Source organism: Pseudomonas sp. HP_08, assembly GCF_055284095.1.
Genome location: NZ_JBTOQC010000034.1, coordinates 121,151 through 146,079, shown reverse-complemented (window position 1 = coordinate 146,079; position 24,929 = coordinate 121,151). Strand labels below are relative to the sequence as shown.

Here is a 24,929-nt window from a genome sequence, read left to right as displayed (position 1 = left end):
CAAGGAGCAGCGTGTGCCTCCTTCAAAAAATTCAATTACCCAGATCCGACTCAAAGAGCTTTTCAAATACGAGCCAGATACAGGGATATTCATCCGTCTGTGCCGAGTCGCACGACAAGCGGCAGGGGCAGTGGCCGGCACTAAAACCAACCGCGGCTCCGTGGCGATCTGGATTGATGGCGTACGGTATTCGGCGCACCGGCTGGCCTGGCTTTATATGAATGGGAGCTTCCCAGACTCGCGTATTGATCACATCAACAGGGACAGTCTGGATAACAGGTGGGCGAACCTCCGCCTCGCAACACATCAGCAAAACATGGCAAATCGTACTGGGAATAGCCCTGCCAGCAAAGTGAAAGGCGTGTACTGGGATGGCAGGAAAGGCCGCTGGTACACCCAGCTTCGCTTTGAAGGGAGGATTTATTACGCAGGTAGCTATCCGGATCTGGACTCGGCAAAAGCAGCCATCCAATCAAAGCGCCTGGAAATACACAAAGAATTCGCCTGTCACGGTTAAGGAGAAAACCATGTCTGCAGCTCAGCAAGTCATCACGATTGACCACATCAGCGAAGAGACCGCCCCGGCTGTCTACGTGCATAACGGCCTCAAGCCATTCCTGCAGATGATCAAGGATGAGGTCTGCGGCGAAGTGCCCGACCTCACCACCCGCAAAGGACGCGACCGCATCGCCAGCCTGGCTGCGCTGGTCAGCAAGCGTAAGGTTGCTGTCGAGAAGCCGGGCCGGGACTACCTGCGCCGTATCAAAGAGCTGCCCAAGGTCATCGAGGCCGAGCTTCGCGAGTTCGTGAAGGATGCCGATGCGCTGCGCGACGAGATTCGCCGGCCACTGACCGAGTGGGAGGCTGCCGAGGCTGCGAAGAAGCAGGAAATTGAGGCCTGGGTCGCCAGCCTTCGAATCGATCCAGCCGCGATTGATGGCGCCACTGCTGCGGGCCTGAAGATTCACATTGGCGCCTTCGAAGGTGTAGCCATCGACGGCTCATACCTTGGCGATTACGAGGCCGAAGCTCATCGCTTGAAGGCCGAGAGCATCGCGACTTTGAAACAGGCATTGGTGAAGCGCGAGGCCTTCGAGGCCCAGCAGGCCGAGCTGGCCCGCCTGCGCGCCGAAGCCGAAGCCCGAGAGAAAGCCGACCGCGACGCTGCCATTGCCCGTGCCGCTGCCGAGCAGGCTCAGCGCGAAGCTGATGAGCGTGCAGCAGCAGAGCGCGCCGAGGCCGCCCGACGTGAGCAGGCGCTGATCGACCAGGCCGCCGCTCAGCAGCGCGCCGCCGAACAAGCAGTGCGTGATGCTGAGGCTGCTGCCGAACGCCAGCGCCTGGAATTGCAACTGCAGCGCGAGCAGGCTGAGCGTCAAGCCGCCCAGGCCGAAGCCAATCGGATCGCCGCCGAGCAGCGAGCCGAGCAAGAGCGCGTTGCTGCCGCCAAGCGAGCCGAACAAGCCGCCGAGCAAGCCAGGATTGATGAGCGCCGGCGCGCCGATGCAGCCGCAGCCGAAATCGTCCGGCAGCAGCAGGCCCGCGAGGCCGATCTTGAGCACAAGAAAAAGATCAACCGCGCCGCCCTGGAAGCGTTCATCGCCGGCGGCATGCCCGAGGCCTGCGCCAAGCAAGCGGTCACCCTGATCGCCCAGCGCAAGATCCCAAACATCAGCATTCAATACTGAGGTCGCCATGAGTTCAGCAATCATTGTTCCTGAGTCTCACCGTGCTACTGCTATTTCTCAGCGCCCACCGGCGGACACCAGCTTGCTGGCAGTCATCAGCCGCGCCGCTGCTGACCCATCGTGCGACATCGACAAGATGGAGCGGTTGATGGCGATGCATGAGCGCATGCAGGCCCGCGACGCTGAAGCAGAGTTCAACGCCTCGATGGCAGCCATGCAGAGCGACATCCCCAGCATCGCCGAGCGCGGCGCCATCACCGTCAATGGTGTGGTTCGAAGCAATTACGCAACCTTCGAAGACATCAACGATGTCATCAAGCCGATCATGCAGGCCCACGGCTTCGCCATTACCTTCAAGGTCGAAAACACCCAGGGCGGCATGAACATCACCGGCATTCTCATGCACCGGGCCGGGCACCGGGAAAGCACCAGCATGTTCATCCCGCTCGATACCAGCGGCAGCAAGAACGCCGTCCAGGCTGTCGGGTCGTCCACCAGCTACGGCAAACGCTATGTGATGAGCGCCCTGCTCAACCTCACCACGCGCGGCGAAGACGATGACGGCCACGCCGCCGTGCCGACCGCCAACATCACAGCAGTGCAGGCGAGCGCAATCAGCGCCCTGCTCGCCCGATGCACAGACAAAACGCGAGATTGGTTTGTGGGCGAGTACGGCACTGTCGAGTGCGTACCAAAGGCCCGCCACGACATTCTGACCGCCCAGCTCAACAAAGCCATCAAGGCAGCGGAGGCCGCCAATGAAAATCGTGACTGATATCGAGCAAGGCACGCCCGAGTGGCTGGCCCTGCGCCTGGGCATCGCTACCGCGTCCGAGCTGGATTGCTTGATGGTCAACGGCAAAGGCGAGGCTGGCTTCGGCGTGGCGGCCTTCACCTACATGGACCAGTTGATAGGTGAGCGGATCACCGGCGAAGCGGCCGAAATCCCCTTCCAAACCAAGGCCACTATCCGGGGTCACGAGCAAGAGGGTGTAGCGAAGAGCCTGTATGAAGATCGGGAAGAGGTCAAAACCAGCTCTGTAGGCATCATCCTGAATCACGGCATTGGTTACTCACCTGACGCGCTGGTGGGCGATAGCGGACTGATCGAGATCAAGACCAAGCTGCCCAAGTTTCAGGTTGGGGTGATCTTGGCCGGCGAGGTGCCCAAGGAACACATTCATCAATGTCAGGGCGGGCTCTGGGCCTCTGAGCGCGAGTGGATCGACTTCATCAGCTACTGGCCTGGCATGCCGCTTTTCGTCAAACGCATGTATCGGGATGAGGCGCTGATCCGCAAGATCGCCGAGCGCGTCAAAACTTTCTACGAAATCCTTGATGAGCGCATGAATCGCGTAATGGGGATCGCAGCATGACCGACAACTACATCCTCGCCAGCGCTGAGCGCCAGGCGGAAATCGAGGCGGCCAAGGTCGCCTTTCTTGCATCTGGAGGCCAGGTCGAAGAGGTGGAAAGCCGGGAAGTGGCGCTGCCATTCCGCTCCGAGCGGGTCGAGCCTGAAACGGTTCTGGTCCGAAAGCGCGAAACCAGACAGCCAAGGCCTGAGCAAAGCGACTTGGCCATGATCGCCAAGCAAGCAGCCAAAGAGGCGCAAATCAGGATGGTACGCGAGCTGGCCACCGTCATGACTTTGGTTCAGGTGCAGCAGGAAACAGGCCTCACCACCTATGCCCTGCGCAACATGGCCCGCAGCAACGGGTTTCGATTCGTCAACCCATGCAGCGTGCCAGATCCGATTGAGGATGCGGCGAACGTGATCAGGATAAAGGCCGCCAGAGATCGCGGCCTATCCCGCAACGCCGCCCGCCAAGAACTGCGCATGAGCAGCAGCCAGATGCACCGGCTCATTGAAAGCTACGCCATCGACTATCCAGTGCATCCGGCCTTTGACCGAAGTCGAAAGGATGCTGAGTTTTGAAGCGGATCAGCGCAAGAGTTCGCTGCCGCCGGCGAGCCGAGCAATTACACATCCCAGCCAGCGGGCTGGAGGAGCGCAGGAATGCAAATAGCAGCATCTGGAGTGGTCACCCTGCCAAAGTGGATGACTGCGGTGAAGAAGCTCTACAACACGCGCAGCGGCGGGCATTACCGGCCTGAGGATGTAGCTCTGGCGTTTGCGCTGAGCCTGCGCTTTCACGACAGCGCCGACGAGCTTCGAGCCTTGGCTCGCCGGATGGTCGATAAAGTCTGTCTTGAGCATCAACCGAACATGCGCCGACTCGCCCGCGAGAAAGATGATGCGGAGGTTTTCGACGCTGCTCTTCGCATTATCAACCGGGTCTGCGACCTGATTGACTGCGTGCCTGGGACCAGATTCGTGCGCAATGGAGATATGTCATGGCCATGACTCAGAAGGAGCGCGATGATCGGCGCAAACAGAAAGCGGAGCGGGTGCAGGAGGAAGAATTGCGGCTCAGGGTCAGGCCTGGCACCAAGCAGGCGTTGACCGAACTGATGCAGTGGGCTGGCATCGAGGAGCAAGGCGAGGCGCTTACCCTGATGATCCACCACCTGCATGCGCTGGGGCCGGGTGGCGCGCTGCCGCTGCTCACACCACCTCCGCTCCACAACACGTCATTGAGCCATTCTGTGGTGGTTGCGTTTCGACAACAAAGCCTATTGATGATCCGCAAGGATGGCGGAGACGAGATCATTGACCCGGACCATGTGGAGATAGCCCATGACGGCAAAAATGCGAGACTCAGTTGACCTGGTAACCCAACAACAGCTCAAGGAGAGAATGAGTTACGACCCGCAGAGCGGGGAATTCAAGTGGATTATGCCTCCGCGCGGCACGTCGCCAGGCGACATAGCGGGCAAGATGAACGGCAATCGCTACTTGCAGGTTTGGCTTTTAAATAAGAGATACCTCCTCCATAGGCTGGCATTTTTGTACATGGATGGAGAGCACCCTCAATCAGAGGTCGACCACATAGACGGCGTTCGCCACAACAACTCCTGGCCAAATCTGCGTCGAGTTTCCTCAGCTGAAAATTCGCGAAACAAGAAGATCTTTTCAAACAACAGGAGCGGTGCATCTGGCGTCTATTTTGATAAGAAAACTGGGCAATGGATTGCGACCATACGGACTGGCGGGAAGATAATTCATCTTGGCAGCTTCGGATTGAAATTCTTCGCCAAGCAGGCCCGGCGTGCAGCTGAAAAGAAGTATGGCTTTCACGAAAATCACGGAAAGCGCTAGCGGCTTGCCTGCTGCACCCCACCCACACCCAATTTGCCACCACTGCTAAGCGGAGGGCGGCGCCTGCCTGGAGATTCCCATGAGCACATTCGCAGTGTTCGGCATGACGCTCAATGTAGCGATTGCCGAGGCACGCAATACAGTCCCGAGCACCAAGCCGGGCTCGGAAAAATCACCGGGTGGGGGGGGTATGGATTCCCATCCAGATGACCTTGGAAGAGTGGAATGCCGCCGTCGCGACTGAGGCAGCCAGGATCATGGCCAGCAGGAAGTCGAAGCAGCTCAGCGCGATGTTCGACACCCCGCAGTACGCCCTCCAGTTCCTTGAGCTGACCCGCAAGCAGTGTAAAAGCCGCGACCTGCGGATTCGCGCCAAGTGCGTGATAACTGATGCAGAAGGTCGGCCGATCATCAACAAGAAAACCAAGGCGCCGAAGGTTGGCTGGGTGGATTACACCTCGGACATGACCAAGCAGGTTGCCTGATTCGCCTACCCCGCAGCTCATGGAGCATCTATGCATCAAGTTCAATACGGCTCCGTGTGCAGCGGCATAGAGAGCGCAACGGTAGCGTGGCACCCGCTCGGCTTGCGTGCTGCCTGGTATGCCGAGATCGAGCCCTTCCCGTCCGCAGTGCTGGCCAATCACTACCCTGACGTGCCGAACCACGGCGACATGACCCGGCTGGCCGCCCGGGTACTGGCCGGCTCAATCCCGGCGCCTGACCTGCTGGTCGGTGGCACGCCTTGCCAAGCGTTCAGCGTTGCAGGCATGCGCGCCGGCCTGGCTGATCCCCGCGGCGCCCTGACCATCAAATACGTGGAGCTACTTGATGCAATTGACCATGTTCGAACAGCCCGTGGCGATGCCGAATGTGTCGCCACCTGGGAAAACGTTGTCGGCTGCCTTGCCGATAAGCAAAACGCCTTCGGATGCTTTCTTGGCGCGCTTGCTGGGGAAGACTGCGAATTGCAGTCTCCAGGGAAAGGATGGCCGCACGCTGGTTGTGTGTATGGACCCCGCAGAACAATCGCATGGCGGGTACTTGACGCCCAATATTTCGGCCTGGCCCAACAACGGCGCCGTGTGTTCGTTGTCGCAAGTGCTCGAAGAGGGTTCGATCCCCTCGAAGTACTTTTTGAGCGGGAAGGCGAGCGCCGGGATACTGCGCCGAACCGCGCAGAGGGATACGACTTTGCCGGACACGCTCCGTTTGGCCCTGCTCTCCAGTGCGGATGCGGATATCTGTTCGAAGAAGATTTAGGCGCTTATGGCTGTGCGAACTGTGAAGGCGATGACGGCCCCGCTGTGAGCGTGCTTGCCGGCGTTCCGGCATACGGCGGCGACCGGAAGGGCTCTCTTTTCCGGGCGGGCACCCTGACCGCCCATGGCATTCGTCACGACTTCGCCACCGAGACGTTCTTGGTTCATCCGGAGTCTTGCGACCTGGTCGGCGGGCTGGCACCGGCAGCCGGCCGGGTGCGCAGGCTGATGCCTGTCGAGTGCGAAAGACTGATGGGCTTTCCCGACGACTACACCCAGATCCCCTACCGCAAGAAAACCGCCGAACTTTGCCCGGATGGCCCGCGCTATAAGGCGATAGGCAACAGCAAGGCCGTTCCTGTCATTCGCTGGATAGGCCAGCGAATCCTCAATCAGCTGTGAGGAATACCCATATGTGCAAGGTTCTCGAACGTGAAGGCCGCCAGTGGGCCTTGGATTCAATCGGCCAGCTTCGTGAGTTGGCCGCCAAGAACGACAAGCACCGGCAGTTGATCGCGTACCTGGAGCGCGGACTGCGCGGCAAACCTGCGTCATTCGTGCTCGGCGTGCAGGACGTGATCGACGAGGTGCGCAAGATCGGTGAAGCGGCATGAAGGGTCACAGCCGCAGCACCTCAGACAGTCCAATCCCATCGCCCTGGTATTCGCACAAGACCCGATGCGACCTCTGTGGGCACCCCAGATCCCACGGAAACCACCGGGCCTGCTCGAAGCGGCGCCAGGCCATATATGCGCAGAGCGCGGAGAAAGCGACATGAGTGAACAACAGTGGAAATTGGTGCCGGTGCCGGCTACAGAAGAAATGGTGCGCGCAGCATTTTCGCGTGACGGCGCAGAGTGCGATCCGCGAGCAATTGTGATCGCTGACTATCTGGCGATGATTGAGGCAGCCCCTCAGCCGCCAGCGCTCGGCGGGGAGATGGAAGTCTATAAGTGGACGGCAGACGGGATGCGGCCCGACGAGGAATACCGGTCGTACATGAAGAAGGCTTTCGTGTTTCTGAAAGATCACCGCGCCCACGTCGCCCGGCTACAGGCCGAGGTCGAGCGGCTTGGTCAGCGCATTGAAGACGAGGCGGCTACCCATATTGCCGAAGAGCTAAAAACAGAGGCCCGCAGTGCTGAGCTTGAGGGGCTGCTGCTTGAAGCGGTAGACGAGATGGACGACTTCATTACGAGCGGGCTGTCAAAGCGCATTCGCGCCAAGCTGGCCGAGGGCGCGAAGTCATGAGCGAAGAACTGAAACCGTGCCCGTTTTGCGGAACACAACCAAAGCTGCCAGACGGCGACGGCACTCAATACGAAATCTGGTGCGAAGACTGCGGCGGCGCAGTTGCAGCGGTCCAAATCTGCGACCTGATGACCCTTGAAGAGCGAGCGGCGGATTCGTTCAAAAACTATCGCTACGGTGAAGAGTTTGTCGAGCGCGCCAAGCTTGAGGCAATCGACAAATGGAACACTCGCGCCCAGCCGGACGAGCAGCAGGATGAGCCTGTAGGCTGGCAGTTCATAGGCCATGACGGGAGGTGGCGCAACGGTGACGACCGGATAAAGGATCACCGGGCAAACACCGAGGCTGCCGGCTATCAAACGAGAGACGTATTTGCGCGCCCTGCCGCTCAGGCGGTGAAGTTGCCGGATCGGGAAGACCCGGACAAAGCGGTGGACATTTACGGCGCTCGGGAAGCGCTTGTGTGGAATCAGTGCCTGGACGAAGTAGCCAAGCTCAACGGTGTCGAGCCATGAGCGTGGCCCTGCCTAAATTCGTAGGCCTGGTCATCGGCAAGCTGATCACCGCCGAGCGCGATCTGCGCAACGGTCATGCCTGCGCCGTGGGCCGCCGCTGGATGGACCACCTGACCGCGCTCGGCCTTCTTGACCAGATAGGACGAAAGCCGCCCGTCTGGCGCGTGAGCAAAGAGGGCCACAAGGTTCTCGGTAGCCTCAACGCGCCGCAATAACCCCTCTCCCCTCTATAGATGCTGCCTGGTGGGCGGCAAGGATGAAGTCATGCCTAAAGAAAGTAAGCTGATTGGCCCGGTAGAAGTTGTGCGGGACAGCGATGGCTGGTGGTGGCATCCGCAGGTTCCGAATTTCGACGAAGACATCGACGCCTACAAGGCGTGGCTGTCCGACCAGCAGCTAAGAGTGGTCGGCCGGCATATGGAGTCCGACCTTGAGGATCACCCTTATTTCAATAATGAAGCCTGCCATTGTCTGGGCTGGGAGCCTCAAAAGCCTCCGCATGCAGATGGGGTATTGGGCTTCAAGGGCGAATGGTTTCTGCTGGGCATATTCGACACCGAGGACGGGCCGTATGCGCAGTGGGCGTGCCGGGTGGTGACGCCATGACCGCTCTGATCGAAGTGAAGACATCCGATCTGGCCGGCGAGGCCCTGAACTGGGTCGTGGGCGCGGCCGAGGGGCTGAACATGTATGTCGCCTCGACTGTGTACGGCGTCCCGGCTCGGGCGTTCGTGCACAGGCTGCGCGGCGAGACGGTATATGGCCAGCGGTATGACCCGGCGAATGACTGGGCGACCACCGGCTCGTTGATGGGCCAGATCATCGAATTGAAAGAGCGCCCGAACGAAGACCCTGAAGCCTCATGGAAGGCTGATACGTGGAGGTTCTGGGCGGCGGGCTCGACACAGCAGATAGCCATCTGCAGAGCTATTGCCAGGCAATTGGGCGAGACGGTCAGCGTGCCGGCGGAGTTGATGCCATGAACCTCTGCGACTGCTACGTCAGCAAGATCCTGAGCGAGCCATATCGCAAGTTCGGAATGTGGTGGGTCGACGTTGAGTACGAAAGCGAAGTCCGGACCAGCAAATCACAGCTCATGTTCAAGACCAAAGAAGCGGCGCAGGCCGTGACGATCGGCCACCACTTCCTCGCTTAACCCCTTCCCTTCCTTTATATGCCTGCCGCGCGCGGCCCGGAGACAACCATGTCACTGATTTCCGTTGAACAGGCGGCGGCCATCTTGGGCGTCAGCCGGGCCACCGCCTACCGCATGGCCACCGAGCGACGCATACCTACCGTGCGCTGGATGAAGCGCGGGGTCAGGGTGCATGCCGAAAAACTGCAACAGATGATCGACGATGCCGCCGCTGATAGTATCCGCGTCGCGGGCGGCATGTCGGAGGAAACCGAATGCCCTATAAAAGAAACGATTCGCCCTATTGGTGGATCTTCGTCACCCAGGCAGATGGCAAGCGAATTAGACGCTCTTCTGGGACCGCAGACTACGCGGCGGCGAAGGCAATAGAGCAGCAGGCCAGGGCGGATGCCTGGAAAGAGAAAGAGTGGGGCGTGAATCCGCCCCGCACGTTTGAAGAGGTCATTCTTCCGTACCTGCGCAACGCCAGCCAGCACCAGCGCAGCTACGAGACCACGGCCAACAGGGTAAAGGCTTTGCGCCCTCATTTTACAGGCGTGGTGATGAATGACATAGCAGGAAAGGATATTCGCGCCTACATGGACAAGCGGCATGAAGCCGGCAAGTCGGCGGCGACCATCAACAGAGAGTTGTCGGCCCTTTCGGCAGCGATCAACTGGTGCAACGTCGAATACGAGTGGGGGCTGCCCAACCCTGTGAAGGGTCGCAAGATGAAGGAGCCGGAGGGCCGGGTGCGCTGGCTGACGCGGGCGGAGGTCGATTCACTTTGTCGGGCGGCGCGGGCGCAGCGATTCGGCCAGGCGCTGGAGAGCTTCATCCGACTGGCGGTCAATACCGGCTGCCGGAAAGAGGAAATGCTCGGGCTTGAGTGGCGCCGGGTCGACTTGGCCAACAGCCTGATCCACCTGGAAGGCATTCACACCAAGGCCGGCAAACGCAGGAGCATTCCATTGAACGAAGGCGCACTGGCAGCCTTGAAGGTGATGGCCGCTATTCGGGCAGAGAAAGCGCCCTCTTCGCCCTGGGTGTTCATTCGCGGAAACGGTGAGCGAGTCGTGTGCATCCGCTCTGGATTCGCGCTGGCTTGCAAGAAAGCTGGGATTGATGACTTCACGATCCATGATCTGCGGCACACATGTGCGGCGCATCTGATCAGTGCCGGCGTTGCGCTGGCGGAAGTCAGGGATTTGCTGGGTCACTCAACGATCATGATGACCGAGCGATACGCGCATCTTGCACCTGCAAGGGTGAGGGATGCGGTGAGGGTGTTGGACGGTCTGCGTGAAAGGCCGAGTTCACGATCTGTTCACGCAGATAATCCAGTGTTGCTACAAGGAGGCCACTTAAAGCTCGTAACCCCTTGATTTACAAGGTGGTGCGGAAGGAGAGACTCGAACTCTCACGTCTTGCGACGCTGGAACCTAAATCCAGTGTGTCTACCAATTCCACCACTTCCGCATGCAAAGCGCTTAAAGCAAAGGCGCCAGATGATAAGTCTGGCGCCTTTTCGAATATGGGGTGGACGATGGGGATCGAACCCACGACAACAGGAGTCACAATCCTGTGCTCTACCAACTGAGCTACGCCCACCATATTGCGCATTACTTGTGCCAAAGCTGCCAGTTTATGGCGCACCCGGCAGGACTCGAACCTGCGACCATCCGCTTAGAAGGCGGATGCTCTATCCAGCTGAGCTACGGGCACTTATATAATCTGCATCTTGAACGACGACAAATTAAAGGCTTCAAATCACATCGAACAAGGCGTTAAACCTACTCGACCTGATCAGCATTAACCAGCACCTATTCAAACCGTGCTTGGCTCTGCCCGACAAGTGCGACGAATCTTATAGACGGCCCCAAAGGTCGTCAATACCTTTTTTAAAAAAACTCAGTCAGATAAAGGAGTTAGCTACATCTGCAAGCCAAGCGCCTTTGCCCTGACGTCAGGTCATGCGAGAATGCGCGCTCTTTTCAATCCCTCTCGATGGTTATCACCCGTCATGACTGCAAAACTAATCGACGGCAAAGCGATCGCCGCCAGCCTGCGCCAGCAGATCGCCGAACGTGTCGCCGAACGTCGCCAGCAAGGCCTGCGCACACCGGGCCTCGCGGTGATCCTGGTGGGCAGCGATCCTGCCTCCCAAGTCTACGTCTCGCATAAACGCAAGGATTGCGAAGAAGTAGGCTTCCTCTCACAGGCTTATGACCTGCCTGCCACAACGACCCAGGTCGAACTGACCGATCTGATCGATCGTCTCAACGACGACAATCAGGTCGATGGCATCCTGCTGCAATTGCCGCTGCCGGCGCACCTCGATGCCTCGCTGTTGCTGGAGCGCATTCGCCCGGACAAGGACGTGGACGGTTTCCATCCGTATAACGTCGGCCGCCTGGCCCAGCGCATTCCGCTGCTGCGCCCATGCACGCCCAAGGGCATCATCACCTTGCTGCAAAGCACCGGTGTCGACCTTTATGGTCTGGATGCCGTGGTGGTTGGCGCCTCGAACATCGTCGGTCGGCCCATGGCCATGGAGCTGCTGCTGGCTGGCTGCACCGTGACCGTCACTCACCGCTTCACCAAGGATCTGGCCGGCCATGTGGCCCGTGCAGACCTGGTGGTGGTGGCCGCGGGCAAGCCTGGCCTGGTCAAGGGCGAGTGGATCAAGCCCGGCGCCATCGTGATCGATGTCGGCATCAACCGTCAGGCTGACGGCAAGCTGGTCGGCGACGTGGTCTATGAGACCGCCCTGCCCCGCGCCGGCTGGATCACGCCGGTGCCAGGCGGCGTTGGCCCGATGACCCGTGCCTGCCTGCTGGAAAACACCCTGTACGCTGCCGAAACCCTGCACAAGTAAGTTTCTGTAGCGCATAAAAAACGGCACCCGAGGGTGCCGTTTTTCATTTGCAGCTGGCGGGCGCTTTTAAAAGCGCAGGCTCAGTCAGCCAGACGCCAGGTCGTACCGCCCTTGCCGTCTTCCAGCACCACGCCCATGGCGGTGATCTGGTCGCGGATACGGTCGGATTCGGCCCAGTTTTTCTCGGCCCGCGCAGTCAGGCGCGCCTGAATCAAGGCTTCCACTTCGGCAGCGTCGACCTTGCCTTCAGCACCGGCACGCAGAAACTCGTCGGCCTCAAGCTGCAACACACCCAATACGCTGGCCAGTTGCTTCAAGCGTGCTGCCAGGCCCGCTGCGGCGGCGGCATCGCTGTCGCGCAGACGGTTGATCTCGCGGACCATCTCGAACAGCACCGCACAGGCTTCAGGCGTGCCGAAGTCGTCGTCCATCGCCGCCTTGAAACGCTCGACGAATGCCTCGCCACCCGCAGGCTCGACGGCTGGCAAGCCTTTGAGCGCGTGATAGAAACGCTCCAGCGCGCCCTTGGACTCGCGCAGGCTGTCTTCGGAGTAGTTGATCGCACTGCGATAGTGGCTCGACACCAGCAGATAGCGCACCACTTCCGGGTGGTACTTATCCAGCACGTCGCGGATGGTGAAGAAGTTATTCAATGACTTGGACATCTTCTCGCCATTGATACGAATCATGCCGCAGTGCATCCAGGCATTGGCGTATGTCTTGCCGGTGGCCGCCTCGCTCTGGGCGATTTCGTTTTCATGGTGCGGGAACTCGAGATCGCTGCCGCCGCCATGAATATCGAAGGTCTCGCCCAGGCAGCAGGTCGACATCACCGAGCACTCGATGTGCCAGCCCGGACGCCCGGCGCCCCACGGCGACTCCCAGCTCGGCTCGCCGGGCTTGACGCCTTTCCAGAGCACGAAATCCAGCGGATCGTCCTTGGATTCGTCGACTTCGATGCGCGCACCGATGCGCAGGTCTTCGATCTTCTTGCGCGACAGCTTGCCGTAACCAAGAAACTTGCCGACCCGGTAATACACGTCGCCGTTGCCCGGCGCGTAGGCGTAACCCTTGTCGATCAAGGTCTGGATCATGGCGTGCATGCCGGCGATATGCCCGGTGGCACGCGGCTCCATGTCCGGCTTGAGGATGTTCAGGCGCGCTTCGTCCTCGTGCATCGCGGCGATCATGCGCTCGGTCAGTTGCTCGAACGGCTCGCCGTTTTCACGCGCACGATTGATGATCTTGTCGTCGATGTCGGTGATGTTGCGCACATAGGTCAGGTCATAACCGCTGAACCGCAACCAGCGGGTCACCAGGTCGAACGCGACCATGCTGCGCCCGTGGCCCAGGTGGCAGTAGTCATAAACGGTCATGCCGCAGACATACATGCGCACGTTGTTGCCATCGAGCGGCTTGAAGACTTCTTTGCTCTTGGTGAGCGTGTTGTAGATGGAAAGCACTTTCCTACCTCAGAGTTACTTAGCTGCCGAGCAAGGGTCAGGCAAGGCAAAAACAGGTGAGCAAGCGGAATGTACTTTTGTACATGAGCATTACGAACCTGTTTTTAACGCCGCCTGGCCGAGGCGCAGGCGCTTTAGCTCCAGGAGTCCCGGAGGGTCACTGTACGGTTGAAAACCGGTCGGCCAGGCTGCGAATCCTTGAGGTCGGCGCAGAAGTAGCCTTCGCGCTCGAACTGGAAACGGTCCTCTGGCTGCGCTTGCGCCAGCGAAGGCTCGGCACGACAACCGGTCAGCACTTGCAGGGAGTCAGGGTTGATGTTGTCCAGGAAGCTGGCGCCATCTTCGGCCTTTTCAGGCGAGGCAGAGCGGAACAGGCGGTCATACAGACGCACCTCGCACTCGACGCTTTCAGCGGCCGGCACCCAGTGGATCACGCCCTTGACCTTGCGGCCTTCAGGGTTCTTGCCCAGCGTCTCGGGGTCATACGAGCAACGCAGTTCGACGATATTGCCGTCGGCGTCCTTGATGGCCTCGTCGGCGCGGATCACATAGCTGCCGCGCAGGCGCACTTCGCCGTTGGGTTCCAGGCGCTTGTAGCCTTTTGGCGGCTCTTCCATGTAATCGTCGCGGTCGATGTACAGCTCACGCGAGAACGGCAGTTCGCGCACGCCCAGGTCTTCCTTGGGATGACGCGGCAGTTCGAGTTTCTCGACCTGGCCCTCTGGATAGTTGGTGATCACCACCTTGAGCGGGCGCAGGACGCACATGGCGCGCGGTGCGCTGCGGTCCAGGTCGTCGCGGATGCTGAATTCGAGCATGGCGAAATCGACCACGCCGTCGGAGCGGTTGGTGCCGATCATTTCGCAGAAGTTACGGATCGAAGCCGGCGTGTAGCCACGACGACGGAAGCCCGACAGCGTCGACATGCGTGGATCGTCCCAGCCTTGCACGTGCTTTTCGTCGACCAGCTGCTTGAGTTTGCGCTTGCTGGTGACGGTGTAGCTCAGGTTCAGGCGCGAGAACTCGTACTGGCGCGGCTTGCACGGCACCGACAGGTTGTCCAGGAACCAGTCGTACAGCGGACGATGGCTCTCGAACTCAAGTGTGCAGATCGAGTGGGTGATGCCTTCGATGGCGTCCGACTGACCGTGGGTGAAGTCGTAGATCGGGTAGATGCACCACTTGTCACCGGTCTGGTGGTGATGGGCGTGGCGAATGCGGTACAGGATCGGGTCGCGCAGGTTCATGTTCGGCGAGGCCATGTCGATCCTGGCACGCAGCACACGGGCGCCGTCTTCGAACTCACCGGCCTTCATGCGGGCGAACAGGTCGAGGTTTTCTTCGACGCTGCGCTCGCGGAACGGGCTGTTCTTGCCAGGCTCGGTCAACGTGCCACGGTATTCGCGGGCCTGCTCGGGGGTCAGGTCATCGACATACGCCTTGCCGGCCTTGATCAGCTCCACCGCCCAGTCGTGCAACTGGTCGAAATACTGCGAGGCATAGCGCACCTCACCGGCCCAGTCGAAGCCCAGCCACTTGACGTCGCTCATGATGGCATCGATGTATTCCTGGTCTTCCTTGGCCGGGTTGGTGTCGTCGAAACGCAGGTGCGTCGCGCCACCGAACTCGTTGGCCAGGCCGAAGTTCACGCAGATCGACTTGGCGTGGCCGATGTGCAGATAACCGTTAGGCTCCGGCGGGAAGCGGGTGATGATTTTGCTGTGCTTGCCCGCGTCCAGGTCGGCCTGCACGATCGGGCGCAGGAAATTGGTAGGGACGACAGGGCCTGCCTTTGCGTTCGCAGCGGATTCTGGGGTGGGCTTGCTCATGGGATCCTTGGGCATACAGTTTCGCGGCCAGGAAGGGCCGGTCAAATCAAGGCGCCTATCATAGCCGATGCTGTCAAGCGCCTGACAACACAGTGTGCGAAAACTGCGGCTTAACCTGCCGCACGGGCGGGCGAAGGTGTAAAAACCCTGAAAAAAGATGTATCGCACACGCTAAACTGCGCGTCAGGGTGACATTCACACCTGTTCATGAATGCCAAAAGAGCGACTTTTTTATGTCCAAAGTAAAACTGACTACCAACCACGGCGACATCGTCCTGGAACTGAACGCTGAAAAGGCGCCGATCACCGTCGCCAACTTCATCGAGTACGTGAACGCCGGTCACTACACCAACACCGTGTTCCACCGCGTCATCGGTAACTTCATGATCCAGGGCGGCGGTTTCGAGCCAGGCATGAAAGAAAAGAAAGACAAGCGCCCAAGCATCCAGAACGAAGCCGACAACGGCCTGCCGAACAACAAGTACACCGTTGCCATGGCCCGCACCATGGAGCCGCATTCGGCCTCGGCGCAGTTCTTCATCAACGTCGCCGACAACAGCTTCCTCAACCACAGCGGCAAGAACACCCAGGGCTGGGGCTACGCGGTATTCGCTAAAGTGGTCGAAGGCGAAAGCGTCGTCGATGCGATCAAAGGCGTGAAAACCACCAGCAAGGCCGGCCATCAAGACGTACCGGCTGAAGACGTGATCATCGAGAAAGCAGAGATCGTTGAGTGATTCTGCTGATCTCCGATCTTCATCTTGAAGAAGAACGTCCGGACATTACCCGGGCGTTTCTGGATCTGCTGGCGGGCCCTGCCCGCAAGGCCCAGGCGCTGTATATCCTCGGGGATTTCTTCGAAGTCTGGATCGGCGACGATGCCATGTCGCCGTTCCAGACCTCGATCTGCCAGGCCCTGCGCGCCCTCAGCGACAGCGGCACCCCCATATTCCTGATGCACGGCAATCGCGATTTCATGCTCGGCAAGCGCTTTTGCAAGGCGGCCGGCTGCACCCTGCTGCGTGACCCCAGCGTGGTGTCACTCAATGGCGAACCGGTGCTGTTGATGCACGGCGACAGCCTGTGTACCCGCGATGTCGGCTATCTCAAGATGCGCCGCTTGCTGCGCAACCCGCTGACGCTGTTCATCCTGCGCCATCTGCCGCTCAACACCCGGCACACGCTGGCGCGCAAGCTGCGCAACGAAAGCCGCAGCAAGGTCAGCATGAAAGCCAACGACATCGTCGATGTCACCCCGGACGAAGTGCCGCGCGTCATGCAGCACCACGGTGTGCGCACGCTGATTCACGGCCATACGCACCGGCCGGCGATTCACAAGCTGCAAATCGGCGAACAGACCGGGCAACGCATCGTGCTCGGCGACTGGGACCGGCAAGCCTGGGTGCTGCAGGTCGACGAACACGGGTTTACCCTGAACGCCTTCGATTTCGCGCCCGAGCCGCTGTTACAGCTGGGCTGAGCTTTTCTGGCTGCGCGCAAAGCGCAGGGCCAGCAAGGAACCGATCCCGCAAGCGCCCATGATCAGGCACATCGGTAACGGTGTGCCGTCATACAACGCGCCGACCAGTGCACTGCAGGCCATGCCCAGACCGAACTGGCACGCCACTGCCAGCCCTGCCGAGGCGCCTGCCTGCTGGGGAAACGCCGCCAGCAGGCTGGCCAGACAGTTGGCGCCCAGCAAGCCGGTAATGCTGATATACAGCACCACGCCGACCGCCACCGCCGGCAACCCGCCCCAGCCACTGATGCCGACCACCAGCAAGGCCACGCCTGCCACCGCCGCCACCGCCGTGCCCGCGCTGAGCAGCCGCTGTGGACCAAGGCGCTTGACCAGCCGCGCATTGAGCCAGGTGGCAATGATAATGCCGACGATATTCATGCCGAACAGCCACGCATAGCCCAAGGGCGACAGGCCAAAGTAGTCGATGTAGATAAAGGGTGAGGCGGTGATGAACGCGAACATGCCGCCAAATCCCAGGCCCATGCACAGGGTGTAACCGATCGCCAGCGGTTGCAGGGCCATGCGGCCATAGGCGAGAAAGACCTGGCCCACCGAATCACCGCGCCGATCCGGCGGCAGGGTTTCCGGGATCTTCCAGGCCACGGCAATCAGGCACAGAGCGGAAAACACCGCCAGCGCCACAAACAGCGAGCGCCAGCCGGCCAGCAGCATCAGGTAGCCCCCGACCAGAGGCGCGGCAAGGGTCGCCAGCATGCTCACCAGGTGCATCAGCGACAGCACCCGCGCCGCCTCGTTGAGCGGGAACAGATCACGCACAATCGCACGCGCCAGTACCGACGCCGCCGCACCGCCCAGCGCCTGCAAAAAACGCCAGAACACCAGGTGCTCGACCTGGGCCGCCAGCGCGCAGCCGATGCTGGCCAGCAGGTACAAGACAATGCCGCCGAGCAATAAACGCCGGCGCCCGAAACGGTCCGACAGCGGCCCATACAGCAACATGCCCAGGCACAAGCCGCCGAGAAAGACACCGATGGTCATCTGCACCTGGGCGTGCCGGGCATTCAGGTCGTCGGCAATGCTGGGCAGGCTCGGCAGGTACATGTCGACCGACAACGGACCAAAGGCTACCAGCGCAGCAAGCAGGACGATAAGGCGTTGCGGTTTAAGCATCGAAGCCTCCGGACAATGAGCGCTCGCCTGCCGGCAAGCCGCCAACACGTTAACTTGTTAATAAAACCTGTCAATCCTTTACGGGTCATCAGGCGCTCGCCTGGCAGGCACAGACAAGATCCACCGCCGCGTGGCGGTGAATAATGGTCAGCCCCTGATCATCGCCTGCGAGGATTGCCCCATGAATATGTGCCGCCAGGAACTGGCCCGTCATTGCCTGAACGCCTTCACCCGTCAGGTGCCGGCGGCGCTGGGCGCGTTCTATCGGATCGATGACGGCCTGCAAGCCTGCGACTTCCAGTTACACGGCATGCAGCCGCCCATGCATGAGGCCTGGCTGCAACACTACCGCTGGCTGGACCCGTTGCAGCCCAGCGCCTGTGCGGCCATCGGCCAGCCGGTGATCGCACTGAGTGAAGGCCTGGCGCATCAGGATGCGGGCAGCAGTGGCCAGTACCAACAGTTTTTGCGCCGTCATCAGGTGGTCGATGTGGTGGAGATCATCGCCCAGGTGAACGGCCGCCCGGCATTGGGCCTGTCGCTGCTGCGCTGCAAGGGCCAGGGTGTGTTCCAGCCCGAAGAACTGCACAGCCTGTTGGCGCTGCAAGGCTTGATGCAGATGGCTGCGCACAGCCTGCCCGCCGATGCTGAAGAGGACCGCCTGCAAGACCTGACTCCGCGCGAACGGCAGATCGCCGTGCTGTTGCAGGGTGGCGCCAGCAACAAACACCTGGCCCGCCAGCTCGACCTCGGTTTGCCCACGGTCAAGACCCACTTGCTCAATCTGTTTCGCAAGGTCGGCGTGAAGAGCCGCACCGAACTGGTCAGCCGCCTGTTTTTGTAATGCCATCTCAACCATCCGGTTGATACCGCAACCGCGCCCTTGCCTGCACCATCGTGCCCATCATTCACCCCATGAGCACACCTTGATGAGCATGCAAAACGACTGGATCACCGTCGGCGCCCTGGCCGATGGCTTTGCCCCTGAGGCGTTTATCCTGCCCAACGCCGCCGAACTGGCCGGCCAGAGCTTCGAGCTGAATTTCGCCAACGGCTGGCAGATCGGCCACCGCTTCGATGCCGAGCAAGTGCACTGGCACGCCGCCGATGGCCACAGCAGCGGCAGCGCGACGTATCGCGCCACGTCTTTGCGGCCGGGCATCTACCTGGTGGATTTCCTCAAAAACGAAGGCGGCCAGCACTGGTCGATCAGCCTGGTGCTGGACACCCTGACAGCGTCCTTTACCGCCGTGATCGGGCGCCTGCCCGAAGCTGCCGAAACCCGCGAGGGCTTGTATGGCCGGGCACTGGCCGGCAAGCCTTTAACCGGTGTGCAGGCTGATTTCCTGCACGGCAGCCTGAATAAACCCTGGCAAGACGGCGCCTGCCCACATGCGCCGACCGAGGAACTGGTCGGCGTGCGCAACCTGTATCGCTACAGCCCCACCGAAGTCTACGAACACATCTACCTGAACCGCGACTATTACAGCTGGCAGTGCCTCAAGGGTGTGGAGCAAGGCCTGTGCGACACCGACCGCGCGCACTACTACAAGATCGCCGAGCAGTTGTACCTGTTTGTCTGGCGCGAAAAGATCGTCCCGACCCTGGGCCTGATCGTCATCGACCTGCAACAGCATCGCAGCGACGGCAAGATCTATGGCTATGCCGGCGACACCTTCGATGCACTCAGCAACTTTCCGGTCGCCTCTTACTGCCGCCAGTTGAATGTCACGGAGTATGGCGACGATGCCTGAGACCATCCTCATCACCGGTGCCGGGACCGGCATCGGTGAAGCCTGCGCCCGGCGCCTGGCGGCCGAGGGCGCCAACCTGGTATTGGTCGGTCGACGCCGCGAACCGCTGCAGCGGGTCGCCGCCGACACCGGCGCGCTGGTGCTGGTGGGTGACGCGGCATGCAGCGTCACCTGGGCCGGCTTCATCGAACAGATCCGCCAGCGTTTCGGCGGCCTCGATGCCTTGCTGGCCTGCGCCGGCGGGCACGGTCTGGGCAGCGCCACCGACACCAGTGATCATGCCTGGCAAGCGGCGCTGCGCAGCAATCTGGACAGCGCGTTCTACAGTGCCAAGGCCTGCCTGCCGCTGCTGATCGAACGGCGTGGCAGCATCGTGTTGCTGGGCTCGATCGCCTCGCTGGCCGCCGGGCCCGAGGTGTGTGGCTACACCACCGCCAAGCACGCCCTGCTCGGCCTCAACCGCTCGCTGGCCCGTGATTACGGGCCGTTGGGCGTGCGGGTCAACTGCATCTGCCCCGGCTGGGTGCGCACGCCGATGGCCGATGAAGAAATGCAGCCGCTGATGGACCATTACGGCGAAGACCTCGACGCCGCCTATGCCAGGGTCACCGCCGACGTACCACTGCGCCGGCCGGCGTTGCCTGAAGAAATCGCCAGCCTGTGCCGTTTTCTGATCAGCAGCGAGGCCAGCATCATCACCGGCGCCACGCTGGTGGCCGATGGCGGCTCAAGCATTGTCGATGTGCCGACCCTGGCCTACACCCGCCTGGGAGATAGCTGATGCTCGATTTCAACGGACAAACCGTACTGGTGACCGGCGGCGCGCAAGGCATTGGCCAGGCCATCGTCGAAGCCTTCAGTGCCCACGGCGCCCGCGTGGTGATTGCCGACCTGAACCTTGAGGGCGCCACGGCGCTGGCGCACACCCTGCGCGAACAGGGCCGTCAGGTTGATGCGCGGGGCATAGACCTGGCCGACCACCAGGCCATCACCACACTGGTGAGCAGCCTGGGCAGGCTCGATGTGCTGATCCATAACGCCGGTTACTTTCCGCTGACACCCTTCGAACAGATCACCCCGGCGATGTTGCAACGCACGCTGGATGTGAACCTGTCGTCGCTGTTCTGGCTGACCCAGGCCGCCTTGCCGCTGTTCAAAAAACAGGCGCTCAAAAAACAAGGGCGCGGCACCGTGCTGGTCACCTCCTCGGTCACCGGCCCGCGGGTTGCCTTTCCGGGCCTGAGCCATTACGCCGCGTCCAAGGCCGGGGTCAACGGTTTTATCCGCAGTGCAGCCCTGGAACTGGCGCCGCATGGCGTGCGGGTCAACGGCGTGGAGCCCGGCATGATCGCCACTCCGGCGATGGGCAACCTGGGCGATGACGGGCTCAGCGAACGCATCGCCAAGGGCGTGCCACTGGGACGGCTCGGCGCGCCGGCCGACATTGCCAACGCCATGCTTTACCTGGCATCGAGCCTGGCCGCTTATGTCACCGGCCAGACGATCATTGTCGATGGCGGCGCGACCTTGCCCGAAAGCCATGCCTGATACATGGGCCGGTATCGAGTGAGCGCTGGCAAGCGAGAACAAATCCCCGGTCACACACAGGCAAGACACCCAGGCTGAACAAGCTCTTAATAGGCCTCATCGGCGCGCACTGCAACGCGCAGCCGGTGAGTCTTAATCAGCCTTGGGCCTGCGCCATGATCAATATCGAAACGCCTACCTATTACTCAGCGACGAAAAAATACAACCTGAGTTTTCCGACGCTCGAAGACGACGTCGAGGCCGATGTCGTGGTCATCGGCGGCGGTTTTTCCGGCATCAATACCGCGCTGGAGCTGGCCGAAAAAGGCATCACCAATATCGTCGTGCTAGAGGCGCGCTATCTGGGCTTCGGCGGCACCGGGCGCAACGGCGGGCAGATCATGGCCGGCATCGGCCACGACCTGGAAAAGATCCGCAGCAGCGTCGGCGAAAGCGGCATCCGCGAGATTTTCGAGATCAGCGAGCTGGGCGCCGGGATCATCAAGGACCGTATCGCCAAGTACGACATCGACGCCGATTTCTGCCATGGCTACGGCTACCTGGGCTTCAACAAGCGCCAGGAGCAGACCCTGCGCAACTGGGAGCGCGACTTCAAGTCGATCAACAGCCAGGACGAGATTCGTTTTCTCGGCGGTTCGGAGGTCAAGCAGATCATCGGCTCCGACGCCTACAGCAGCGCCCTGCTGCACATGGGCGGCGGCCATGTGCACTCGCTCAACCTGCTGCTCGGCGAGGCCAAGGCGCTGAGCGGTCTTGGCGCGCGCATCTATGAACACAGCCCGGCGCTGGAGGTGCAATACGGCGAGCGCATCACCGTGCGCACCGGGCGCGGCTCGGTCAGGGCCAGCAAACTGCTGTGGGCCTGCGACAGCTTTCTCAACAAGCTCGAACCGCAACTGCACAAGACCACGGTCAACACCTACGCCTTCCAGATGATGACCGAGCCGCTGTCAGAGGAACTGATCAACCGCATCAGCCCGATCCGTGGCGCCTACAGCGACATCCGCCCGGTGATCGACTACTACCGCGTCACCCGCGAAAACCGCCTGCTGTTCGGCTCGGCCACCCCATTCATCGAGCACATTCCGCGCGACCTGAAGGCCTGGAACCGGCGCCTGATGCTCAAGGTGTTCCCGTACCTCAAGGACGTGAAGATCGACCTGGCCTGGGGCGGGCCGATGGCCACCGGCGCCAACCTGTTCCCGCAGCTGGGCACCCTCAACGGGCGGCGCAATGTGTTCTATGTGCAGGGCTATTCAGGCTTTGGCGTCACCCCCAGCCACATCATCTGCAAGGTGCTGGCCGAAGGCATGAGCGAAGGCTCGGCGCGCTATGACCTGATCAGCGCGATCCGCCATCCCGAGATCATCGGCAAAGACCACCTGCGCCCGTTGCTGCTGACCGGCGGCAAGACCTTTCACCAGTTGTCCGGCTACTTCAACGGTCGCCGCTGATTCATTTCATTTCACTTCATTCCTGCAGGAGCACTGCCATGACCCTTACCGTCATCAACCATGACACCCGACTGAGCGAACTCGATGCCTGGGGCACCGTGGCCGACCTGGGCTCGACGATTCTTGAAGGCGAAGTCCAAGCCTTCGGCAAGATGACCTTCGGCGCGCCGACGGATCCGGTCAGCAGCGCCTATTTCGGCACCACTCAGGGCAAGTTCCGCATGGTCTACCCGTTCAACGAACACGCCACCGTGGTCACCGGTGAGCTGCAACTGACCGATGAATCGACAGGTTTGGTCAGCCGCTACAAGGCCGGCGACAGCTGGTTCGTGACCAAAGGCACGCCGGTGCTGTGGGAAGTGCTCAGCGAAAGCTTCGTGAAGCATTATTTCGCCGTCGTGTGATGCCGTGTGATCGCCGCCATTCAGCGCACCAGCGACAGCGAATCACAAAACAAGCGCCACAGCGCCCTGAGGCGTTTTGCATACGCCTCAGGCGTTGCGTAGATCAGTTCCACGTGCAGGCTGTCGACGATGCCTTGATAGGCATCGCTGTACAGTTGCAGGTCATCGTCGCCCATGCCCGGATAACGCTGCGCGAGCAGGTGTAGAAAACGCTCGCGCAGTACCGCCAGATAGCCTTCGAAGCCTGTGCTGATCACCGGGCGCAACACCGTCGGCGGATAGAACGCCGCCCGCAGCAGAAAACGCAGCGATGGCGACTCAAGATAGCGCTCGGCAAGCTGCTCGACGTGCAAACGGCCCGGCACGCTATTGCGTTCGCTGTCGGGGCTGAAGCAGCTTTCCATGTACAGCCGCTCGTTTTCCAGCGCGCGCTCGAACACCACTTGGTACAGGTCGTCCTTGCTGGAAAAGTGCGCGTACAGCGACGGTTTGCGCATGTTGGCCAGGGTCGCGATGTCATTCAGCGACGAGCCGTCATAGCCGCGCTCGGCAAAATGCTCGATGGCCAGGCAACAGATTCGTTCGGCCGAAGCGCTCAGGGTTTTCATCAATCAATGTCCTGCCAATCGGTTTTCAATGACGCCCGCCACCTGGACACTGCGCCAGCTCAGCAGCACCGCGACGCACGCGCTGGCCAGCAACAGCAGGCCCCAGGCAACGACGCCGTGGTCGAGCAAGGCGCCGGACAGCGGCGTGGCGAGGGAAGATAACATCAACTGAAAGGCGCCCAACAGCGCGGCGGTCGAGCCCAGCGAGCGCTGTTGCGACGACATGACCTGGGTCATCAACACGGTTTCGCTGACGCCCAGACCAAACAGCGCCAGCACCATGCCGGCCACCACCGGCGCCAGGCTCAGGTGGGCCGCCAATGCCAAAGCCACGATCAGCGCGCCGCCGAGCATGCACAGCGCGCCCAGCATCGCCAGTTTTGCCAGCCCCTGAGCGGCCACCCAGCGCCCTGCGCACAGGGCACCGGCCAGAATTGCCAGGCCGCTGGCGCCGAACACCAGACCGAACGTGCCCGGCGCCAGGCCAAAGGTGGACTGGTAAACGAATGCCGCACCGCCGATATAGCCGAACAAAAAGAAGAACACCGAAGCGATGGCCAGGGTCGGACGCATGAAGGCCGGGTCCCGTGCAATCCGCCAGTAAGTGGCAAATGCCCGGCGCAGTTGCACAGGCTCGCGGCGCTCGGCCGGCAGGGTTTCCTTCAGCGACACGGCGCTGTTGACCAGCACCAGCACGCTCAATACCGCCAGGGTGAGCATGATCGCGCGCCAGCCCCAGGCCTCGCCGATCAAGCCGCCCAGCGCCGGCGCGGTGACCGGTGCCAGGCCTTCGATGGTCATCAACAAGGCGAAAATCTTCGCCGCCTCGGCTCCCTGAGTGACATCGCGGACCATGCTCATGATCACCACCAGCGTCAGCGCGCTGCCCAGCCCCTGAATCAGCCGGGCCAGCAGCAAGGCATCCAGGCTGGGCGCCATCGCCGCCGCCAGCGAACTGAACATGAACACCAGCAAACCGGCCAGCAACGGCACACGCCGGCCATAGGCATCGACCAGCGGACCGAACAGCAATTGCCCGGCGCCCATGGCCATCAGAAACACGCTGAGGGTCAACTGTACCCGCGCGTTGGACTCGGCGAACTGCCGGGCAATCTCCGGCAGGCTGGCCAGGTACATGTCGATCGCCGCCGGCCCCAGCGCGCCGATGACAGCCAGTGAAACAGCGAACCGGACAAAACCCGGGGTATGTATTGCACTCATGGTGACGCTCCAGTCGATTGCCTCTCGGCAAAACGCTACCTAA

The 24,929-nt window shown here is 61.1% G+C and carries 33 protein-coding genes and 3 tRNA genes; 28 read left to right on the top strand and 8 right to left on the bottom strand.

Translation table 11 applies throughout. The features are described from left to right. The first annotated feature begins 13 nt into the window (after positions 1-13). The 19 genes from ACYAS9_RS22665 to ACYAS9_RS22575 all read left to right on the top strand — a co-directional run bounded on the left by ACYAS9_RS22665 (position 14) and on the right by ACYAS9_RS22575 (position 10,459). Positions 14-517, top strand: a complete 504-nt coding sequence (locus ACYAS9_RS22665) for an HNH endonuclease (RefSeq protein ID WP_463570542.1) — start codon at positions 14-16, stop codon at positions 515-517. Positions 518-527: 10 nt separating this feature from the next. Continuing rightward, positions 528-1,688 (top strand): hypothetical protein, encoded by a 1,161-nt coding sequence (locus ACYAS9_RS22660; protein ID WP_463570541.1) that lies wholly within the window; start codon positions 528-530, stop codon positions 1,686-1,688. A gap of 7 nt (positions 1,689-1,695) precedes the next feature. Beyond that, the gene (locus tag ACYAS9_RS22655; protein ID WP_463570540.1) at positions 1,696-2,463 is read left to right on the top strand and encodes an ERF family protein; all 768 of its coding nucleotides are present in this window, start codon (positions 1,696-1,698) and stop codon (positions 2,461-2,463) included. Beyond that, positions 2,447-3,064 carry a lambda exonuclease family protein gene (locus ACYAS9_RS22650; RefSeq protein ID WP_463570539.1) on the top strand — a complete coding sequence of 206 codons (618 nt, stop codon included), beginning with the start codon at positions 2,447-2,449 and terminating at the stop codon, positions 3,062-3,064. Before ACYAS9_RS22655 ends, ACYAS9_RS22650 begins: the two co-directional genes overlap by 17 nt. Continuing rightward, positions 3,061-3,627: a hypothetical protein gene (locus ACYAS9_RS22645; protein WP_463570538.1), complete on the top strand. Its 567-nt coding sequence runs from the start codon at positions 3,061-3,063 to the stop codon at positions 3,625-3,627. Before ACYAS9_RS22650 ends, ACYAS9_RS22645 begins: the two co-directional genes overlap by 4 nt. An 81-nt stretch (positions 3,628-3,708) precedes the next feature. Further along, entirely contained in the window at positions 3,709-4,056 is a 348-nt protein-coding gene (locus tag ACYAS9_RS22640) for a DUF7740 domain-containing protein (protein WP_463570537.1), read from the top strand. Then, complete coding sequence (locus ACYAS9_RS22635; protein ID WP_463570536.1) at positions 4,047-4,418, top strand: hypothetical protein; 372 nt, start codon at positions 4,047-4,049, stop codon at positions 4,416-4,418. Before ACYAS9_RS22640 ends, ACYAS9_RS22635 begins: the two co-directional genes overlap by 10 nt. After that, positions 4,390-4,911, top strand: coding sequence for an HNH endonuclease (locus ACYAS9_RS22630; RefSeq protein ID WP_463570535.1), 522 nt, complete (start codon positions 4,390-4,392; stop codon positions 4,909-4,911). Before ACYAS9_RS22635 ends, ACYAS9_RS22630 begins: the two co-directional genes overlap by 29 nt. A 206-nt stretch (positions 4,912-5,117) precedes the next feature. Next, positions 5,118-5,396 (top strand): hypothetical protein, encoded by a 279-nt coding sequence (locus tag ACYAS9_RS22625; RefSeq protein ID WP_463570534.1) that lies wholly within the window; start codon positions 5,118-5,120, stop codon positions 5,394-5,396. 30 nt (positions 5,397-5,426) lie between these two features. Next, on the top strand, positions 5,427-6,575 hold the full coding sequence (locus ACYAS9_RS22620; protein WP_463570533.1) for a DNA cytosine methyltransferase: 1,149 nt from the start codon (positions 5,427-5,429) through the stop codon (positions 6,573-6,575). 11 nt (positions 6,576-6,586) lie between these two features. Beyond that, positions 6,587-6,787 carry a hypothetical protein gene (locus ACYAS9_RS22615; RefSeq protein ID WP_463570532.1) on the top strand — a complete coding sequence of 67 codons (201 nt, stop codon included), beginning with the start codon at positions 6,587-6,589 and terminating at the stop codon, positions 6,785-6,787. 160 nt (positions 6,788-6,947) lie between these two features. After that, the gene (locus ACYAS9_RS22610; RefSeq protein WP_463570531.1) at positions 6,948-7,424 is read left to right on the top strand and encodes a hypothetical protein; all 477 of its coding nucleotides are present in this window, start codon (positions 6,948-6,950) and stop codon (positions 7,422-7,424) included. Continuing rightward, complete coding sequence (locus ACYAS9_RS22605) at positions 7,421-7,939, top strand: Lar family restriction alleviation protein (protein ID WP_463570530.1); 519 nt, start codon at positions 7,421-7,423, stop codon at positions 7,937-7,939. The genes ACYAS9_RS22610 and ACYAS9_RS22605 overlap by 4 nt, the downstream gene beginning before the upstream one ends. Next, complete coding sequence (locus ACYAS9_RS22600) at positions 7,936-8,154, top strand: hypothetical protein (RefSeq protein ID WP_463570529.1); 219 nt, start codon at positions 7,936-7,938, stop codon at positions 8,152-8,154. Before ACYAS9_RS22605 ends, ACYAS9_RS22600 begins: the two co-directional genes overlap by 4 nt. A 49-nt stretch (positions 8,155-8,203) precedes the next feature. Continuing rightward, positions 8,204-8,545, top strand: coding sequence for a hypothetical protein (locus ACYAS9_RS22595; protein WP_463570528.1), 342 nt, complete (start codon positions 8,204-8,206; stop codon positions 8,543-8,545). Beyond that, positions 8,542-8,922: a phage protein NinX family protein gene (locus ACYAS9_RS22590; RefSeq protein WP_463570527.1), complete on the top strand. Its 381-nt coding sequence runs from the start codon at positions 8,542-8,544 to the stop codon at positions 8,920-8,922. Before ACYAS9_RS22595 ends, ACYAS9_RS22590 begins: the two co-directional genes overlap by 4 nt. Then, positions 8,919-9,095 (top strand): hypothetical protein, encoded by a 177-nt coding sequence (locus ACYAS9_RS22585; protein WP_463570526.1) that lies wholly within the window; start codon positions 8,919-8,921, stop codon positions 9,093-9,095. Before ACYAS9_RS22590 ends, ACYAS9_RS22585 begins: the two co-directional genes overlap by 4 nt. 48 nt (positions 9,096-9,143) lie before the next feature. Continuing rightward, complete coding sequence (locus ACYAS9_RS22580) at positions 9,144-9,464, top strand: helix-turn-helix domain-containing protein (RefSeq protein ID WP_463570525.1); 321 nt, start codon at positions 9,144-9,146, stop codon at positions 9,462-9,464. A 44-nt stretch (positions 9,465-9,508) separates the two neighbouring features. Next, complete coding sequence (locus tag ACYAS9_RS22575) at positions 9,509-10,459, top strand: tyrosine-type recombinase/integrase (RefSeq protein WP_463570524.1); 951 nt, start codon at positions 9,509-9,511, stop codon at positions 10,457-10,459. Positions 10,460-10,468: 9 nt separating this feature from the next. Here ACYAS9_RS22575 and ACYAS9_RS22570 read toward each other — a convergent pair. The 3 genes from ACYAS9_RS22570 to ACYAS9_RS22560 all read right to left on the bottom strand — a co-directional run bounded on the left by ACYAS9_RS22570 (position 10,469) and on the right by ACYAS9_RS22560 (position 10,799). Next, positions 10,469-10,553: transfer RNA gene (locus ACYAS9_RS22570), tRNA-Leu, on the bottom strand. Positions 10,554-10,609: 56 nt separating this feature from the next. Then, a tRNA-His gene (locus tag ACYAS9_RS22565) sits at positions 10,610-10,685 on the bottom strand. A gap of 37 nt (positions 10,686-10,722) precedes the next feature. Continuing rightward, a tRNA-Arg gene (locus tag ACYAS9_RS22560) sits at positions 10,723-10,799 on the bottom strand. Between the two features lie 298 nt (positions 10,800-11,097). Here ACYAS9_RS22560 and folD point away from each other — a divergent pair. Beyond that, complete coding sequence (gene folD, locus ACYAS9_RS22555; protein WP_463570523.1) at positions 11,098-11,952, top strand: bifunctional methylenetetrahydrofolate dehydrogenase/methenyltetrahydrofolate cyclohydrolase FolD; 855 nt, start codon at positions 11,098-11,100, stop codon at positions 11,950-11,952. An 80-nt stretch (positions 11,953-12,032) separates the two neighbouring features. Here the strand turns inward: folD and cysS are convergent, their stop codons facing one another. Both cysS and ACYAS9_RS22545 read right to left on the bottom strand, forming a co-directional pair. Continuing rightward, positions 12,033-13,415, bottom strand: a complete 1,383-nt coding sequence (gene cysS, locus ACYAS9_RS22550) for a cysteine--tRNA ligase (protein WP_463570522.1) — start codon at positions 13,413-13,415, stop codon at positions 12,033-12,035. 134 nt (positions 13,416-13,549) lie between these two features. Beyond that, entirely contained in the window at positions 13,550-15,244 is a 1,695-nt protein-coding gene (locus ACYAS9_RS22545) for a glutamine--tRNA ligase/YqeY domain fusion protein (protein WP_463570521.1), read from the bottom strand. Positions 15,245-15,477: 233 nt separating this feature from the next. Here ACYAS9_RS22545 and ACYAS9_RS22540 point away from each other — a divergent pair, with 233 nt between their 5' ends. Further along, positions 15,478-15,981 (top strand): peptidylprolyl isomerase, encoded by a 504-nt coding sequence (locus ACYAS9_RS22540; protein WP_463570520.1) that lies wholly within the window; start codon positions 15,478-15,480, stop codon positions 15,979-15,981. Further along, positions 15,978-16,724 (top strand): UDP-2,3-diacylglucosamine diphosphatase, encoded by a 747-nt coding sequence (lpxH, locus tag ACYAS9_RS22535; RefSeq protein WP_463570519.1) that lies wholly within the window; start codon positions 15,978-15,980, stop codon positions 16,722-16,724. The genes ACYAS9_RS22540 and lpxH overlap by 4 nt, the downstream gene beginning before the upstream one ends. On the opposite strand, the gene ACYAS9_RS22530 is transcribed toward lpxH, so the two are convergent. Then, positions 16,710-17,897 carry a Bcr/CflA family multidrug efflux MFS transporter gene (locus tag ACYAS9_RS22530; RefSeq protein WP_463570518.1) on the bottom strand — a complete coding sequence of 396 codons (1,188 nt, stop codon included), beginning with the start codon at positions 17,895-17,897 and terminating at the stop codon, positions 16,710-16,712. The genes lpxH and ACYAS9_RS22530 overlap by 15 nt on opposite strands. Positions 17,898-18,078: 181 nt before the next feature. On the opposite strand from ACYAS9_RS22530, the gene ACYAS9_RS22525 reads away from it, so the two are divergent. From ACYAS9_RS22525 to ACYAS9_RS22500, 6 genes are all read left to right on the top strand, one after another. After that, a complete protein-coding gene (locus tag ACYAS9_RS22525; protein WP_463570517.1) occupies positions 18,079-18,741 on the top strand; it encodes a helix-turn-helix transcriptional regulator in 663 nt (220 codons plus the stop codon). 85 nt (positions 18,742-18,826) lie between these two features. Then, positions 18,827-19,651: a molybdenum cofactor biosynthesis F family protein gene (locus ACYAS9_RS22520; RefSeq protein ID WP_463570516.1), complete on the top strand. Its 825-nt coding sequence runs from the start codon at positions 18,827-18,829 to the stop codon at positions 19,649-19,651. Then, positions 19,635-20,432, top strand: coding sequence for an SDR family NAD(P)-dependent oxidoreductase (locus ACYAS9_RS22515; protein WP_463570515.1), 798 nt, complete (start codon positions 19,635-19,637; stop codon positions 20,430-20,432). Before ACYAS9_RS22520 ends, ACYAS9_RS22515 begins: the two co-directional genes overlap by 17 nt. After that, positions 20,432-21,199, top strand: a complete 768-nt coding sequence (locus ACYAS9_RS22510) for an SDR family oxidoreductase (RefSeq protein WP_463570514.1) — start codon at positions 20,432-20,434, stop codon at positions 21,197-21,199. The genes ACYAS9_RS22515 and ACYAS9_RS22510 overlap by 1 nt, the downstream gene beginning before the upstream one ends. Positions 21,200-21,354: 155 nt before the next feature. Beyond that, positions 21,355-22,653: an NAD(P)/FAD-dependent oxidoreductase gene (locus tag ACYAS9_RS22505; RefSeq protein ID WP_463570513.1), complete on the top strand. Its 1,299-nt coding sequence runs from the start codon at positions 21,355-21,357 to the stop codon at positions 22,651-22,653. Positions 22,654-22,691: 38 nt separating this feature from the next. Continuing rightward, a complete protein-coding gene (locus ACYAS9_RS22500) occupies positions 22,692-23,057 on the top strand; it encodes a cupin domain-containing protein (RefSeq protein ID WP_463570512.1) in 366 nt (121 codons plus the stop codon). A 20-nt stretch (positions 23,058-23,077) separates the two neighbouring features. Here the strand turns inward: ACYAS9_RS22500 and ACYAS9_RS22495 are convergent, their stop codons facing one another. Both ACYAS9_RS22495 and ACYAS9_RS22490 read right to left on the bottom strand, forming a co-directional pair. Next, positions 23,078-23,665 (bottom strand): TetR/AcrR family transcriptional regulator, encoded by a 588-nt coding sequence (locus ACYAS9_RS22495; protein ID WP_463570511.1) that lies wholly within the window; start codon positions 23,663-23,665, stop codon positions 23,078-23,080. A 3-nt stretch (positions 23,666-23,668) separates the two neighbouring features. Then, positions 23,669-24,886: a multidrug effflux MFS transporter gene (locus ACYAS9_RS22490; RefSeq protein ID WP_463570510.1), complete on the bottom strand. Its 1,218-nt coding sequence runs from the start codon at positions 24,884-24,886 to the stop codon at positions 23,669-23,671. Positions 24,887-24,929: the final 43 nt, after the last annotated feature.